Raw genomic sequence first — 15,825 nt, forward strand, 5'->3', positions numbered from 1 at the left:
GTCCGCCGCCTCAGGAGAAGCACAGGAACGGCGCCGGGGCCCGGTCGCGGGTCGCGGGAGGTACGGCGGCGGCCAGCGCCTCCGCGGGCGCGACTCCCGCGGCGAGACCGCGATGGACCCGGACCAGGGCGTCGTACGCCGCCTCGTCGCCGACCGCCGCGGGCGAGGCGATGACGCAGCGGGCGCCGGCGTGGAGCCAGGCGGCGGTCATGCCGATCAGCTCCTCACCCCAACGGACCGTCGAGCGACCGCCCTCGCAGGCAGAGAGGAGCACGACGTCAGGGACGGCGGCGAGCTGGTCGACGTCGTAGCCGAACCACGGGCCGTCGGCCAGCGCCAGACCGGAGAAGAGCGGGCTCTCGGCGGAGTGACGGCCGTGGGCGGCGACGTGGAGGACGTCGACCCCGGCGGCCAGGCCGGCGACGGCCCCCGCCGTCGCGGCCTCGCCCACGAGCACCCGCGCGGACGGCCACTCCTTCGCGGCCGCGACGACCTCGTCCTCGGCGCGCGCCACCCGTGGTCCGGCGACGAGACCGACGGAGGAGGTCCGCAGCGGCGAGCGGGTGCGCGCCAGCCACGAGGTCGCGCTCTGCGCCACCGTCACCGGCCGTCCGGCGAACCCCGGCAGCAGCGTCCACGGCACCCCGGCGAGCACGCCCGACGGGGTGAGGACGACCCCGCCCTCGCCGAGGTAGGGCCGCAGCGGCGCCACCAGCGCCTCACCGAGCCGCTCCAGCCGGCAGACCAGCTCGCCGCGGACCACCTCCGCGAGGGGGCCGTCGAGGTCGCTGGAGGCCATGTCGAGGTCCGGCATCAGACCGCCGAGCAGCGGGGTGAGCGTGGACCGGTCGCCGAGAGGCACCCGCGTGACCGCCTCCCGGGTGACGACCAGCGCCACCACCTGACCGGCCGCAACGACGTACGCCACCAGCGTCTGCCCGCCGAGCCCTGCCCGCAGCGCGTCGAGGGTCACCGGCTCGGCGACCTCGCCCGACCCGCGCTGCTGCCAGGACCGCTCCCGGATCTGCTTCCGCAGCTCGGCCTCCCGCGCAGGCGCCGGCTCACGACGCAGCTCGGCGAGGTCGGCGGCGAGCTGCGGGTCGGCCGGCGCCCGCACCGGCTGAATCCGCGACGCCAGCATCCGCGCCCGCTCCGACCACTCGAAGAGCACCGCCCGTGACGGGGACGCCAGCGCCAGCTCGAGGCCGCGCATCGCCAGCTGGGCGCCGTGTCCGACGACGTTGGTCTGCAGGTCCAGGCTGCCGAACGAGCTCTGCCAGTCGTGGAGATCACCGAGACCGCGGCGCAGCTGCGCCAGCGCCTGGCCGCGCCGTCCCGACGCGGCCGCGAGCTGCGCCCGCACCTCCCGCTCCTGCAGGCGTACGGCGAGCGGCGCGCCCCTGGGTGGTCTGCCGCTCCCCAGCCGTGACCGGGCGCCGGCGAGGTCTCCGGCGCGCAGCAGCGCCGTGGCGGCATCCAGGCGGGACGCCCGGGCGACCCAGGCGAGTCCCTGCCGCTCGAGGGCGTCGGCGACGGTCTCCGCGCGCTCGACGAGAGCCCGGCCGCCACGGCCGCGACGCACCGACGCCGCGATGAGGACCGCGTCGGCCCGCGTCCGCCACGCGACGGCCCCGACGCGCGCGAACCGCATCCCGGCGGCACGCGCCGCGGCGACCGCGGCCGCCGGCTCGGTCCACACCAGCGTCCGGGCGAGCGCGAGCTCGGCCTCGGCGCGCCGCTGCGTCATGCGGCGCCGGCCGAACGCGTTGGCGGCGGCCCGGAGCGCCGTCTCACCTTCGGTGACGAGTCCGGCGGCGAGCAGCACCTCGGCACGGTCCTGGGCACTGGTCGCAGCCATGACCGGCGACATCGCCGTCATCACCGGCGCCGCCGCGTCCATGTGCCGGAGCGCGCCGACGAGGTCGCTCGACCCGAAGCAGGCATAGCCGAGGTTGTGCTCGGTCAGCGCCGCCTCGTCGGGGCGGCCGGCCTCGGCCCAGAGCACGAGCGCACCCTCGAAGTCGGCCGCCGCGATCGACGGCTGACCCTGCGCGAGGCGGACGCCTCCGCGGTTCACCAGTGCCGTCGCCCGTTCGACCCGGTCCGCGAGCACGGGGATGCCCTCGTCGAACGCCGCGAGGGCCTCGCTCGTCATGCCCCGGCGCAGCAGGAGCAGGGCATGCTGGCAGTGCAGGACGCCACGGGTCTGTGACGACAGGCCGCTGACGGCCAGCGCCTCGTCGATGGCGGCCAGCGCCTTCGCCGTCTCTCCGCGCTCGTAGTCGAGGAACGCCGTCGAGGCGATGACCCGCGCCCGCAGGTCCGGCTCACCGTCACCCCGGGTCCGCTGCTCGGCGCGTGCCAGCAGCGTCGCCGCGCTGCCGAGCCGCCGCGCGTTGAGCGCGGCAAGGCCCCGTCGGTAGAGCTCGGCGGCATCCGGCACCCGTCGATCATGGCGCGGATGCCGGCCGGCCGCAGGACGATTCGCCTCTCGTCGGCGGACCGAGCAGCTTTCTAGGGAACCTGCGCGATCCCGGTGACGGCGGTGACGACGTCCCAGCCGCGCTTGACGCGGGCCGCCCTGCGGTCGTCCACACCGTGCACCCGGAACTGCTCCTGCAGCGCCTTCGCGAGCTGCGCCCCGACGTGCGGAGCCGCGAACGAGGTCCCGCTCCAGACCGCGAACCGACCCGTGAAGTCGTCGGGGTCGATGCACTCCCGCTCCACGCCGTACTTGTCGTCCCTCGCCAGCGGCAGCAGCCCGCCGTTCCGGCGCGGCATCGTGCTGACCACGGCGGCTCCCGGCGCCCACACCCTCACCCAACAACCCACGTTGGAGAAGAGCGCGCCGGTCCGCAGGTTGGGGTTGTTGGCCGCGACGGAGACGACCGGGACCACGTCCTTGTGGGTCCGGCAGCGGTCGGGGTGGTGGACCGCCGCGCCGGACTCCGCCGTCCAGGGCGCGAAGGCGGCGGGGTACGACGGCCGGTCGGTCGCGTCGTTGCCGACCGAGCACACGACCATCACACCGAGCCTCCCGAACTCCTCCATGAGCGGTCGGAGGATCTCGTCGAAGAGCGCGTCCTCATTGCTCTCGTGGTAGTAGCCCATCGACAGGCTGAGGACGTCGATGAGCCGGCCCCGGCCCCGGCCGTCGGCCCGGCCCTGCTCGGCGTCCTCGACGCCCTGCCGGACCAGCGCCAGGATCTGGTGCAGGGCCTTGATCCAGTCGCTCTCCTTGATCGGCCCGCGGTCGGGCACGATCCGCCAGGACACGATGTCGGCGTCGGGGCTGACCTGGCGGATGATCCCAGCGATGAAGGTGCCGTGCCCCTGCAGCGGGGCGAGGGTCCCGTCGAGGGTCTCCTCGGTGTCCTTGGTCCCCGGGGCGAACGACACGGTGTGGGGATAGCCGATCTGCTCCCCGTCGACACCGCGCACGTCGGACTCGACGACGCCGCGGAGCCACGGATGCCACGCGACGCCGGTGTCGAGCAGGGCGACCACGGGCCTGCGTCCGGGGACGCTCTCGCGACGGGTCGGCGGTCCACCGACCACCGCCACCGGCTGCCGTCCGCCGGATCCCGGCGTGCCGTACGTCGCGGCCGGGTGCGAGATCTCGACGGGATGGGAGATCTCCACCGGGTGCGAGATCTCGACCGGATGAGAGATCTCCACCGGGTTCGCCTCCGGAGAGGCCATCAGATGGTCCAGCGCCACGCCGGGCAGCGACCCGCGGTTCGCGAGGCGCGCATGCTGCAGCAGCCGCCACGCGTCCGGCGGCTCGGAGACCTCGTCCGGCGCGGACGCGATCTCCACCACGCTGAGACCGGGAGCGAGCGGCGTACGGCTCACCGTCCAGCCGAGCTTCTTCGCCTCCTCCTCGAGGACCTGGAGACGCTGGTCGTAGCCGTCGTCGGTCTCGGCCATCAGGAGCTGGGCCCCTTCATAGACGGTCGCCCCGACCGACGTGCTCCCGATGGTCACAGCCCGGGCGGGATCGAGCGTCCGCCCACTCCTCCCGGGCTCGGCGGTGGGCCACTTCTCGGCATCCCTGCTGGCCATGACGGTCTCTCTCAGATCTCGAAGGTGGGGGTGGCGAAGGGCGCGCGGGAGCCGTCCTGCGGCTCGAGGCGCAGCCGGACCAGCCCGAGGGGCAGGTCGGTGAGCTCGAAGCGGCCGGTGTCGCTGACCGCGGTCGCGCTGGTCCCCGCGCCCTCGACCGTCCACACCGCGCGCACGGTCATCGGCTCGGGCGGCACGACCCAGCCGTCCACACGCGAGTGCTCCCCGTCGGCGGCCACGCGGAGGAGCAGGTCGACGTCGTCGTACGCGAACCGCAGGGTGTACGACGCGCCGCCGCGCGCCCCGGCCAGGTCGGTCGAGCGCTCGACGAGCGTCATCAGCTCCAGTTCGAGCGCGAGGCCCTCCTCGGCCTCGGCCGCGGCGACGGCCTGCTGCATCCGCGCGACGAGGTCGTCGGGCATGGGGTCGCGCTCCTCGTAGGCGGCGCGGACGATCGCATACAGCCGCTCGCGGCTCATCTCGGCCATCACAGGTCTCCGTTCGCGAGGAGGGCGACGCGCAGCTTCGCCAGGCAGCGCCCCCGGGTCGGGCCGATGCTGCCGACCGGCATGCCGAGGTCGACGGCGAGGGAGGCGTAGTCGGGTCGGTTCTCGAAGGCGACGACCCGCAGCAGCCGCCGACAGCGCTCGGGCAGCTGGTCGACGGCCGCCCAGATCCGCCGGGCGCCCTCCCGATCGACGGCGTCCGCCTCGGCCGACCGCTGACGCGGCAGGTGTACGGCGATGTCCTCGTCGTCGGTCGGGAGGGTCCGACCCGCCCCCCGTGCGGTCCGCCACGCCTCCCGGCGCGCCGTCATGGTCAGCCAGCCCCCCACGGCCGTGCTGTCCAGGATCGCCGAGCTGCGGCGGACGAGCGCGAGCCAGGTCGTCTGGACGACGTCCTCCGCCTGCTCGCGCGGGAGACCGTACGCACGCACCACGTGCCACAGCACGGGTGTCATGACGTCGACCAGCTCGGGAAGCCCGGCAGGGTCCCCCGACAGCCATCGGTCGAAGGCACGGGTCGCCTGCGCCCACACCGCGCCCGGTCCCTCTGCCTGGGACGGGGACTGGTGGGAGGTGACAGTGCTCATCGATCCGGCTTCCCGAGTGGTCGTGACGGTCACGACCATCAAGAGCGGCGACCCCGGGCCGTGATACCTGACGCGCGTCGAGATTCTCGCGCGGCCACAGCGTGGCACCCCACCGGGCCGGTTGGGGAGGGGTGACGGTCCTCTCGGCGCCCGATCCGGGACCTAGGTCCCGGGTTACCGGCAGGTATCAGCGCTCCGGCCGCCGGGACCCGGCGGCCGGGTGTGAGCGGGGGCCCGCCCCCACACTCTGCGGGCACCCCACCCACACGATCGGGTCATCCAGCCTGAGCTTCCGCCGGATGACGGGTCGCGAACAGCGGCGCGGTCATCGGCGCCAGCCACGCACTGAACGTGGCGGTCATGTGGCTCTCGTCGCGATAGACGAGCGTGTTGCCGACGATCGCCGGGCAGCCCTTGGGTGTGCACAGCCAGCGAGTGGGATCGATCGTCGTGATCGACGCCTGGGTGAGCGCCTTGTGCACCTCGTCCCAGCGGTCGCCGAACTGACGGGCCTGCGACATCGTCGTGTTGCACGCGCCGACGTTGTTGAGATTGCCGGCGAGGCACTCGGGGACGTCCTGCTTCGGCATCGGCGTGTCCATGAGGTACGCCGCCCGCAGTCCGCGCTGGCGCAGCATCGCCATCGTCCGGGTGGTGGCGTCGGCCCAGGCGGTGTTGCTGTTGTTGCCGGCAACGGCGTCGCTCTGGGAGACGACGACGAGGTCGGGCTTCGCCTTCACCATCTTGGCCACCGCCTGCTGGCGCCAGGTCATGCACTCGGTGTACTCCCGCCCGAGCACGTTGCTGTAGACGGTCCAGTCGGCCACCGAGCAGGCCGCCTTGGTGAGCGACATGATCCGCCAGTGCTTCAGCTTGCCCTCCCGGTCGAGGGCCGGCAGCCACTGCTGGGCGTGCGAGTCGCCATACAGCGCGAGCGTGTGCTTGCCGTGCGGGTCGCCGTAGATGCACGGACCCTGGTGCACCTCGAGGAAGTCGAGGTGGCAGCCGTCCTTCGTCGACGCCGGCTGGTCCTGCGTCGCCTGCTGGATCGAGGGCCGTAGGTTCCGCGGGGCCTCCGTGGTCATCAGGCCCTTGCCGAGCGCCGCCTGGACGACGCCGGTGTTCGCCGACGCGAGGTCGAACGTCGAGGTCGGCGCCCCCGAGCCGACGAACGCCGGCAGCGAGACGACCAGCGCGATGCCGACGCCCGCCACGGCCCCGGAGCCGGCGGCGCCCGAGAAGACCCACGAGCGCGGGTGGAGCCGGCTGCGCAGCGCCGGGCTCTCGACGAGCCAGTGCATCATCACCGCGAACCACAGCGCGAGCGCCGAGATCTCGACGAGGTTGACCCACGGCAGCTCCTGGTCGAAGGCCAGCGGGACGAGCACGACCATCGGCCAGTGCCACAGGTACCAGCCGTACGACACCTTCCCGATGCCGCCGAGCACCTTGCGCCCCAGCAGCGCCTCGACGCCGCCGAGCACCTTGGGGCCGCCGGCCGCGATCACGGCCGCCGCCCCGAGGGTCGGCACGAGGGCCGCCGTACCGGGGAAGGGGGTGTCGTCGGTGAAGTGCAGTCCCGACCAGACGATCAGGGCGAGGCCCGCCCAGCCGGCCGGGATCATCACCGGCTTCGGGATCCGCGCGAGACCTGTCGCCGCCAGGGCGACCAGCGCGCCCAGCGCCAGCTCCCAGGCTCGGGTCTGGACGTCGAAGTACGCCGCCGGCGGGTCGCTCATCGTCATCCGGTGGCTCACGTAGAGGCTGAGCCCGCCGCCGACCAGCAGCACGGCGAGGACCAGCGTGCGGCGGTACCGACGACCCAGGAGCATGCACACGATGAGCGCCAGCGGCCACAGCAGGTAGTACTGCTCCTCCACGGCGAGGGACCACAGGTGCTGCAGCGGCGAGGGCGAGTCGGTGGCGTGCTGGTAGTCCACGCCCTGGGCGGCGAGGTGATAGTTGATCAGGTAGGTCACGCCCCAGAACGCGTCGTGCACGACGTCGCGGACGTGGAAGATCGAGCCCCACAGGCGCGACATCACGAGCGTCGCCGCGATGACGATGAGTGCGGACGGCAGCAGCCGGCGGATGCGGCCGCCGTAGAACCGCAGCAGCGAGATCCGGCCGGTCTCGTCCTGCTCCCGCATCAGCTGCCCGGTGATGAGGAACCCGGAGATCACGAAGAAGACGTCCACGCCGACGTAGCCGCCGGTGAGGTGCGGCACGTTCGCGTGGTAGAGCACCACCAGCAGGACCGCGATCGCGCGCAGTCCCTGGATGTCCGGACGGAAACGGCGCGGGCCCGGCGCCTCCGGCTTCCCGGGCGCGAGGTCCTCGGGCCGCGCACCGAGCAGGCCGAGGGCTAGCTGCTTCACGTGCGGCAGCCGCGGGCGTCGTACGGCGAAGAGGCCGGGCACCCGGGCGAACAGGATCGGCAGCTGGATCGCCGAGCCGAGCGCGGCGAACCCGACCATCGCCCAGAACGTGTCGAGACCGTACGCGCGGATGCCGCGGGCCAGGCCCCACCAGAGCAGGACCTGCGTGGCCAGGATCCACGCCTTCGTCCAGCGCATGACCGTCACCGGCAGCGGTGTCGCCGCGCTCGCCGACCCTCCGCCCACCGAGCCTCCGCCCACCGCGCCTCCGCCCGCGGAGCCCGTCGAGCCGCCGGACGAGGCACCGGTGGCGACCCACCCGCGGGTGCGGCCGGTGAGGATGTGGACGATCGCGGCGAGGTGGCAGAAGGAGTAGAGGTACTGCACCCGCAGGACGTCGAAGCGCCAGCGACCCTTCATCACGGTCGGCAGCACGAGGAACCACAGCATCACCGCGCCCAGCAGCCACACGGAGTTCCCCGGCTCGACCCACTCGGGCCGGATCCAGAGCATGGCGAGCGCCGGCAGCGGCGCGACGACGGCGTTGACGGCGGTCGAGATGTAGTAGAGGAACCCGGCCCAGAAGCAGAGCTTCTGGCGTTTGGTGATCGCGCGCTCGCGGTGGAAGGACTGGTCGGCGAGCAGGGACATCGAGCCGGTGCACCAGCGGTACTGCTGGTTGACGAACGCCCCGACCGTGTCGGGGCAGAGTCCCTTCGCCACCAGGACCGGGAGGTAGCGCAGCCCGTAGCCGCCCCGCATCAGCCGCACGCCGGTGTGGACGTCCTCGGAGTGGCCGATCTGGGCGAAGCCGCCGACCTCCTGCAGCGCGGCGCGACGGTAGACCGCGCAGGTCCCCACGCAGATCGCCGCGCCCGAGCGGTCGCGGCTGGGCTGGACGAAGCGGTAGAAGAGCTCCTGGGTGGCGCCGGCGCAGCGCTGCAGCCAGCCGAGCGCCGGCGACCGGGTGTCGAAGTATTGCGGCGACTGGACGATCCCGATCCGCGGGTCGTCGAAGTAGGGCACCAGCTCGCGCAGCATGTCGGTGCGCGGAACGAAGTCGGCGTCGAGGACGAGGATGAGGTCTGCGTCGGAGTGCTCGAACCCGTAGCGCAGGTTGCCGGCCTTCTTGAAGTGACCGCGGTCCGGCCGGGAGTGATAGACGAAGCCGTGCGCGGCGGCGAGCTGGCGCACCTCGTCGCGCGCCCCGTCGTCGAGCACGTGGACCGTCAGCCGCCCGCTCCAGTCGAGGGCCGCGACGTGGCGGTAGGTGTTGGCCAGCACGTCGATCCCCTCGCCGGCGGTCGGGAGGAAGACGTCGACGGAGGGCACGTACGCCGGCGCCCACTCGGCCACGGTGCGCAGGTGGCCCTTGCGGCTGACCCGGCGCCGCCGGGTGCCGGACAGCAGGCTGACGGCCAGGGTGACGGCATACAACGTCACCGGGACGAGGAAGAGGATGAACCGGATGTCGGCCGTCGCGAACCGGAAGACCGAGTAGCCGATCAGGGTGAACGAGACGGCCTGGACGAGCAGCAGCCAGCGGTGCTGCGGCCCAAGGTAGGCGTACTTCTCCCGCTCCGAGGGCGGGTGCGGCAGGAGCGGGTCGGCCTGCGCCGGCGGCCTCTCCTTCGTGCGGACGGGGGGACGCAACAGAACAGTGGTCATGACGTGGCACCTCTGCGTGTGGGGGACCGCCGGAGCCGGCGGCAGGGCAGGGGTGGACCTGGGAGGCATTCCTCTCCGGTGGCCCGAGTCGTCGCACGGCGTCGGTGCCGTGGTCTCGGGGACCGGTGACACGTCCGGGCCGGGTCATACCCGTTGGCTGACTCACACCCCGGATTCGGTATGGCTCCACCTGGAGCGGCGTTGCCTCGTATGGCTTTGCGTCGGTTTGCCTCACCCGACGCCCTTGACAGCCCCGCCGCGCCCGCCGCTTCGTGGCGGGCCATGCGCAACGACTAGCCTTCCGCGGGTGAGTCTGACCGTGCGCCCGATCACCGCCGACGAGCACCTCGCCTTCCTCGCGGGTCGCCCGTCGGTGAGCTTCCTGCAGACCCCGGCCTGGGCGGGGGTGAAGACCGAGTGGCGCTCGGAGTCGCTCGGCTGGTTCGAGGACGACGGTCCGGACGCCCGGCCCGTCGGTGCCGCGCTGGTCCTCCACCGCCCGGTGCCGAAGGTGAAGCGGTGGACGCTCGCCTATCTCCCGGAGGGCCCGGTCATCGACTGGACGGGCGACCTGGCGTCGTGGCTGCGGCCGATGGCGGCGTACCTCAAGCGGAACGGCGCGTTCGGCGTCCGCATCGGTCCCCCGGTTCCGACCGCCACCTGGAGCGCGGCGCAGGTCAAGGAGGGCATCGCCGACGACGACGTACGACGCCTCTCGGATCTCCCGCCGAGCCACCGCGACCCCGCCGGCGCGCGCGTGGTCAGCCAGCTGCGGGACCTCGGGTGGCGGCTGCAGAGCCCCGAGGACGGCTTCGGCGCCGGCCAGCCGCAGTACACCTTCGAGATCCCCCTCGTCCACGACGACGGCACGCCCCGGACCGAGGACGAGGTCCTCAAGGGCATGAACCAGCTGTGGCGGCGCAACATCAAGAAGGCCGCCAAGGAGGGCGTCGAGGTCTCGGTGTCGTCGCCGGCGACCGCGGAGGAGGACCTGGCGGCGTTCCACGCGCTCTACGTCCACACCGCGGAGCGCGACCACTTCACGCCGCGTCCGCTGTCCTACTTCCGCACGATGATGGCGGCGATGACGGCCGAGGACGCCGGGCGGTTCACGCTCTTCCTCGCCCGCCACGAGGGCGACCTGGTCGCCGCGACGATCCTGGTCCGGGTCGGCGCCCATGCGTGGTACTCCTACGGCGCGTCCTCCACCGAGAAGCGCGAGGTGCGCGGCTCCAACGCGCTGCAGTGGGCCATGATCCAGCATTCCCTGCAGGCGGGCGCGACCGTCTACGACCTGCGCGGCATCACGCCGACGCTCTCCTCCGACGACTCCCACGTCGGACTGATCCAGTTCAAGGTCGGCACGGGCGGCCAGGCCGTGGAGTACGCCGGCGAGTGGGACCTCCCGCTCAACCCGGTGGTCTACAAGGCATTCGACCTCTACATGAAGCGGCGCGGCTGATGTCCCTCACCCTCACCGTCGCCGGCGACCGCTGGCGCACCCACCTGCGCTCCGTCGTCGACGCCACCCCCGGCCTGGTGCCGGTCGCGAAGGGCAACGGCTATGGCCTGACCCTCGGCCGGCTCGCCCGTCGCGCCGGCTGGCTCGGCGTGGACACGCTCGCCGTCGGCACGTACGCCGAGCTGCCCGAGGTCGCCGACCGCTTCGACGGCTCGCTGGTCGTCCTCAGCCCGTGGCGCCCCTACGTCGCCGACCTGGAGCCCGCCCTCGCACGCCGGGTGATCCACACCGTCAGCCGGTACGTCGACCTCGTCGAGCTCCTCCGCCGCCAACCGGGCGCCCGTGTCGTCCTCGAGCGGATGACCTCCATGCGTCGCCACGGCATGTCCGCCCAGGAGCTGTGGGAGGCCGCGCCGCTCGCTCACCGCCGCGCCCGCCTCGAGGGCGTCACGATCCACCTCCCCATGACAGGTCACAACCTCGACGAGGCCAGCCGGCTCATGGACGACGTCGTCGGCGCCGAGGCGACCACCGTCTGGGTCTCCCACCTGACGCAGCCCGAGCTGAGGCGGCTGCAGGCGTCGTACGCCGACCTCACCCTCCGGCCGCGCGTCGGCACCGGCCTGTGGCTCGGCGACCGGGGCGCGCTCCGGGTGACCGCGACCGTCGAAGACGTGCACCCGGTCGAGCGGGGGGACGGCTACGGCTACCGCGGCCGCACCGCGCTCCGCAATGGTCACCTCGTCGTCGCGTCCGGCGGCACCGCCCACGGTCTCGGGCTCGAGGCGCCGACCGGCGACACCGGCCTGCGCGGCCGCGCGGTGGCGGTCGCCAAGGGTGGGCTCGACGCCCTGGGCCTCGCCCGGTCGCCGTACCTCCTCGATGGCAGGCAGCTCTTCTTCGCCGAGCCGCCCCACATGCAGTCCTCGATGCTGCTCCTCCCCCATGGCGCGCGCGTGCCCGAGGTCGGCGAGGAGCTCGAGGTCCGCGTCCGCTACACGACGACGACGTTCGACGAGATCAGGGTCGCCTGACCTGGCCCGGCCAAACTGTCACCGTGACAGTCTGCTGCGTAAGTGACACATCGGAACTGTCACCTATGCGCCGAACTATCACCGTGACAGTTTGGGCTCGGGCGGCGACGGCGACAGCCCGGGCAGCGCCGGGCCGGCCTCGTCCTCGGTGACCGCGACCGGATCCCGCCACGGGCACAGCACATCGCGGACGACGACGCCCACCAGATAGAGCTCGCCGGCGACGCGGATCAGCACGGCCAGCCAGTAGAACGGCACGTCGCCGCCGGCACCAGCGGCGAGCTCACCGCCGAGGTACCACCAGACGGCGCAGAAGTAGACGACCTCGCACGCCTGCCAGACGAGCTGGTCGCGCCAGCGCGGGCGGGCAAGGACGGCGAGCGGCAGCAGCCAGAGGACGTACTGCGGCGAGTAGACCTTGTTGACCAGCAGGAAGCCGGCCACGATCAGGAAGCCCAGCTGCGCGAGCCGGGGGGTCCGCGGCGCGCGCAGGCCGAGGACGAGCACCCCGAGACACCACAGCCCGAAGAGCAGCCACGACCACGAGTTCACCGTGTGCGCGGCGATGCCGACGTCGAAGACCTGCGTCGCCACCAGCCACAACGACCCCAGGTCCGGGCCGCGGTCGGCGTTGAACGACCAGAACACCGACCATTCATGGGGTCCGGTGACGTACGCCGGCAGGTCGACCACCACCCAGGCGAGCGCGCCCGCCAGCGTGACGGCTGCCAGCTCGCGCCACCGCCGGCGGCGTACGCACGCGACGAGGACACCGCCCAGCAGGAAGAGCGGGTAGAGCTTCGTCGCCGTCCCGAGGCCGAGGCAGACCCCGGTGAGCAGCGGCCGTCCGCGCGCCCACGCCCACAGCGCCCCGGCGACGCACAGCACCGCGAGCAGGTCCCAGTTGACGATCCCGGTGAGCGCGAGCGCCGGAGAGAGCGCGAAGGCGGCGGCATCCCAGGGTCGTCGCCGGTTCGTGCCCGCGAGCAACCAGCTCGCGAGCAGCGCCGCGCCCGCGAACCCCACGACGTTGACCGCCACCCACACCTGGATCTCGTGGGACATGCCGGGCAGGCCCCACAGCTTCTCGGTCGGCTGGCTCGCCCGGTCGTCGTCGGGGTGGACGATCCAGTGGGTGACGTACGACGCCGCCCAGGCGTAGTAGGAGATGCCGACCGGATACTCCATCACCTGCGGGTAGCGCTCCCGCACGTCCGGGTCCTGGCTGTAGGGCCACTCCTGCTCGGCGAATCCGCGCAGCGTGTAGAGGTAGGGCAGGTCGGAGTAGCACAGGTGGGTGTAGCGCTCACCCGCGTCGCTCCAGGTGTCGTCGTAGCACGCCTTCTTCTGCACCAGGCCGACCGCGAACGTCAGCGAGGTGAGGAAGACCAGGATCGCGGCCGCCGAGAACCAGCGTCGCCGGCCCCAGGCGTGCCTGCCCAGCGGCCCCCCGATGGACTCCGAGAGAGCGGTGACGACCCCGTCCTCGCGGCTCGGCGCGAGGACGGGGCCGTCGTCGGGGATGTCAGTCACCGGTCGTCGTCAGCCGCGCCTTGGGCTGGTCGGCGTTCGGGTTCGTTCCCGTACCGCCGCCACCACTGGTGCCGCCGCCGTCCTCGTTGCAGACTGGCCACGGCGAACACTTCGGAGCCGGCTCCGAGGACGACTTGGAGGGCTGGGGCTGGCTCGGCTCGGTGGTCGGCGGCGCCGGAGGCGCCGAGGACGTGTGCGGCGTCGGCGGCGTCTTCGGCGGCTGGTGGGTCTTGTGCGGCTTCGGCTTCTGCGTCTTCTTCGGCGGCGGCGGGGTGTAGGTCGGCATCGGCGCGTGACCCGTGCTGGGCGCCTCGCCGTCGACCCACGCCGGCGGCGGGAAGGTCTCGCTGTCCGCGCCGTCCAGGGCGCGCTCCATCACCGCGGTCCAGGTCCGGGCCGGGTAGTCCGCCCCGAAGTACGACGGCAGCCAGCCGTCGAGCTGGTCGTCACCGTCACCGCGGACGTACATCACCGCAGTCACCAGCTGTGGCGTGTAGCCGACGAACCAGGACGACGAGACGTAGGACCCGCCCTGCGCGTTCTCCTTGGTGGCCGTGCCGGTCTTGCCGGCGGCCGGGCGGCCGAGCGCGAGCGCGGCCTGGCCGGTGCCGTGCTGGACGGTCTGCTGGAGCGCGTAGGAGACGTCGTCGGCGACGTCCTCGGACATCACCCGCTCGCTGTTGTCCGACGGCTTGTACTTGTAGAGGACGGTGCCGTTGCGGTCGGTGACCTTCTGCACGATGTGGACGTTGGCGCGCACGCCCCCGTTGTCGATCGTCGCGTAGGCGTTGGCGAGGTTAATCGGGCTGATCTTGGAGTTGCCCAGGGTCAGCAGGAAGTTGTCGGGCCTGAAGTCGGCGCTGGAGGTGGCGGGCATGCCCGGGTAGGCCTTGTCCGCCTTCGCCGGCGGGATCCCGGCCGCGCGCGCCATGTCGTAGACGTCCTTCGCGCCATGGGGAAGCGACGCCGACATGTCGACGTAGGCGGTGTTGATGGACTGCTCGAGCGCGGTGAGAGCGCTGACCCGCCCATAGTCATGGCCGTCGTAGTCGCCCGCGGCCTCCCCCTCGTTGTGGACCGTCACACCCGAGAACTCCTTCGGGCTGTTGCCGTCGAAGGTGTCCTTGAGCGAGTAGCCCGCCGTGAGGCCGGCCGCGAGGGTGAACGGCTTCATCGTCGAGCCGACCATGCCACCGTCGGTGGCCGCCCAGTTCAGCTGTGAGCGGAGGAAGTCCTGGCCGCCGTAGAAGCCCTTGAGCTCACCAGTGCCGGGCTGGACGGAGGCGACGCCGACGTGGAGCTTCTTATCGCTGAAGCCGTCGGGCTCGGCCTCCTTGACCCCCTGCTCGGCGGCGTTCATCGCCTGCCGGGTCAGCGTCGTCTTCACCCGCAGGCCGCCGCCCTCGATCTGATCGGGGGTGAACCCGAGCTTGAGCAGCTCGCTCTTGACCATGGTCAGCGCGTGGCCCATCTGGCCGCCGTACGTGTTCGTCGCCTTGGGCTTCGGGAACGCGGGGAGGTGCTTCTCGGCCCAGTCCGCCTTCTGGGCGGTGACGTCGCCGGCCTTCGCCATGCCCGAGAGGACGTAGTCGTAGCGCTCCTTGAGCGCGGCCTTGGCGTCCGCTCCGTTGGCCGGGTCGAGGCCGTAGGGGTTGTTGAGGACCGAGGCCAGGACGGCGGCCTGGCGGAGGTTCAGGTCCTTCGCGTCGATGCCGAAGTAGGCCTGCGAGGCGGCCTGGATGCCGTATGCGCCACGACCGAAGTAGATCGTGTTGAGGTAGCCCTCGAGGATCTGCTCCTTGCTGTATTGCCGCTTGATCTTGAGCGAGAGGATCGCTTCCTTGATCTTGCGCTTGTAGGAGCGCTCCTGGTTGAGGTAGAGGATCTTGACGTACTGCTGGGTGATCGTCGACGCACCCTGGGTCGCATTGCCGCGCGCGTTGGAGAACGCCGCGCGGATGATGCCCTTGGGGTCGATGCCGTTGTTGGTCCAGAAGGTCCGGTCCTCGGCCGCGACGACCGCCGCCTTGACGTTGTCGGGCATCGCGTCATAGCTCAGCGAGTTCCGGTTCTGGTTGTCGGCGACGAGCCGGCCGACCTGGTGCTTGCCATCGGCGTAGTAGACGAACGTGGTCTCCTTCTTGAAGGCCTCGTTCGGACTCGGGATGTCCGTCGTCTTGTAGAGGACGACGGCCGCGACGACCAGGATCAGGACGAACGCCAGGAACGCGGAGAGGAACCAGCGCCCGATCCGCCAGGCACGCTGCTTCTTCGACAGCGGCTTCCCAGCCGGCGCCTTCGTTCCGCTGCCACGGCGAGCACCGCCGGAGCCGCTGGACCTACGTGGACCGGACTTCGCGCCGCTCTTGGAGCCGGCCCGAGTCGTGCCGGTCGTGCGGCTCGTCCGGGCGGAGTTGCCGGACGAGTTCGTCGCACGGCGCTTGCCGTTGCTGGGCTGATCACTCACGAGCGAACAGGGTACGCACCGCCTCAAGGCAGGCCGATTCCTCGGACGCGCGGAGACACGCGGAGACCGAGACCGCCCTGTTTGGTGAGCAGGCTGTCCTCTGCGGTGGCGTCTCCCACCTCGTC

General features: G+C 72.2%; 9 protein-coding genes. 2 read left to right on the plus strand and 7 right to left on the minus strand.

The features are described 5' to 3' along the window. Positions 1–10: 10 nt before the first annotated feature. The 5 genes from AB3X52_RS12805 to AB3X52_RS12825 all read right to left on the minus strand — a co-directional run bounded on the left by AB3X52_RS12805 (position 11) and on the right by AB3X52_RS12825 (position 9,204). Positions 11–2,443 carry a CHAT domain-containing protein gene (locus AB3X52_RS12805; protein ID WP_367994474.1) on the minus strand — a complete coding sequence of 811 codons (2,433 nt, stop codon included), beginning with the start codon at positions 2,441–2,443 and terminating at the stop codon, positions 11–13. A 71-nt stretch (positions 2,444–2,514) separates the two neighbouring features. Next, on the minus strand, positions 2,515–4,065 hold the full coding sequence (locus AB3X52_RS12810; RefSeq protein ID WP_367994475.1) for a S8 family peptidase: 1,551 nt from the start codon (positions 4,063–4,065) through the stop codon (positions 2,515–2,517). Positions 4,066–4,076: 11 nt separating this feature from the next. Beyond that, on the minus strand, positions 4,077–4,553 hold the full coding sequence (locus tag AB3X52_RS12815; RefSeq protein ID WP_367994476.1) for a hypothetical protein: 477 nt from the start codon (positions 4,551–4,553) through the stop codon (positions 4,077–4,079). Then, on the minus strand, positions 4,553–5,158 hold the full coding sequence (locus AB3X52_RS12820) for an RNA polymerase sigma factor (RefSeq protein ID WP_367994477.1): 606 nt from the start codon (positions 5,156–5,158) through the stop codon (positions 4,553–4,555). The genes AB3X52_RS12815 and AB3X52_RS12820 overlap by 1 nt, the downstream gene beginning before the upstream one ends. Before the next feature lie 275 nt (positions 5,159–5,433). Then, positions 5,434–9,204: an SGNH hydrolase domain-containing protein gene (locus AB3X52_RS12825; protein WP_367994478.1), complete on the minus strand. Its 3,771-nt coding sequence runs from the start codon at positions 9,202–9,204 to the stop codon at positions 5,434–5,436. A gap of 307 nt (positions 9,205–9,511) precedes the next feature. On the opposite strand from AB3X52_RS12825, the gene AB3X52_RS12830 reads away from it, so the two are divergent. Together AB3X52_RS12830 and AB3X52_RS12835 are read left to right on the plus strand one after the other, a co-directional pair. Next, a complete protein-coding gene (locus tag AB3X52_RS12830; protein WP_367994479.1) occupies positions 9,512–10,666 on the plus strand; it encodes a lipid II:glycine glycyltransferase FemX in 1,155 nt (384 codons plus the stop codon). Continuing rightward, on the plus strand, positions 10,666–11,700 hold the full coding sequence (locus tag AB3X52_RS12835) for an alanine racemase (RefSeq protein WP_367994480.1): 1,035 nt from the start codon (positions 10,666–10,668) through the stop codon (positions 11,698–11,700). Before AB3X52_RS12830 ends, AB3X52_RS12835 begins: the two co-directional genes overlap by 1 nt. 78 nt (positions 11,701–11,778) lie before the next feature. On the opposite strand, the gene AB3X52_RS12840 is transcribed toward AB3X52_RS12835, so the two are convergent. Both AB3X52_RS12840 and AB3X52_RS12845 read right to left on the minus strand, forming a co-directional pair. Next, the gene (locus AB3X52_RS12840; RefSeq protein ID WP_367994481.1) at positions 11,779–13,233 is read right to left on the minus strand and encodes a glycosyltransferase family 87 protein; all 1,455 of its coding nucleotides are present in this window, start codon (positions 13,231–13,233) and stop codon (positions 11,779–11,781) included. Then, positions 13,226–15,700, minus strand: coding sequence for a transglycosylase domain-containing protein (locus AB3X52_RS12845; RefSeq protein WP_367994482.1), 2,475 nt, complete (start codon positions 15,698–15,700; stop codon positions 13,226–13,228). Before AB3X52_RS12845 ends, AB3X52_RS12840 begins: the two co-directional genes overlap by 8 nt. Between the last annotated feature and the right edge of the window lie 125 nt (positions 15,701–15,825).

Source organism: Nocardioides eburneus (assembly GCF_040838215.1).
GTDB lineage: Bacteria > Actinomycetota > Actinomycetes > Propionibacteriales > Nocardioidaceae > Nocardioides > Nocardioides eburneus.

Coding starts and splice junctions, on each gene's coding strand:
- AB3X52_RS12810 (WP_367994475.1), bottom strand. CDS start 4,065: ATGGCCAGCAGGGATGCCGAGAAGTGGCCCACCGCCGAGCCCGGGAGG.
- AB3X52_RS12825 (WP_367994478.1), bottom strand. CDS start 9,204: ATGACCACTGTTCTGTTGCGTCCCCCCGTCCGCACGAAGGAGAGGCCG.
- AB3X52_RS12835 (WP_367994480.1), top strand. CDS start 10,666: ATGTCCCTCACCCTCACCGTCGCCGGCGACCGCTGGCGCACCCACCTG.
- AB3X52_RS12815 (WP_367994476.1), bottom strand. CDS start 4,553: ATGGCCGAGATGAGCCGCGAGCGGCTGTATGCGATCGTCCGCGCCGCC.
- AB3X52_RS12820 (WP_367994477.1), bottom strand. CDS start 5,158: ATGAGCACTGTCACCTCCCACCAGTCCCCGTCCCAGGCAGAGGGACCG.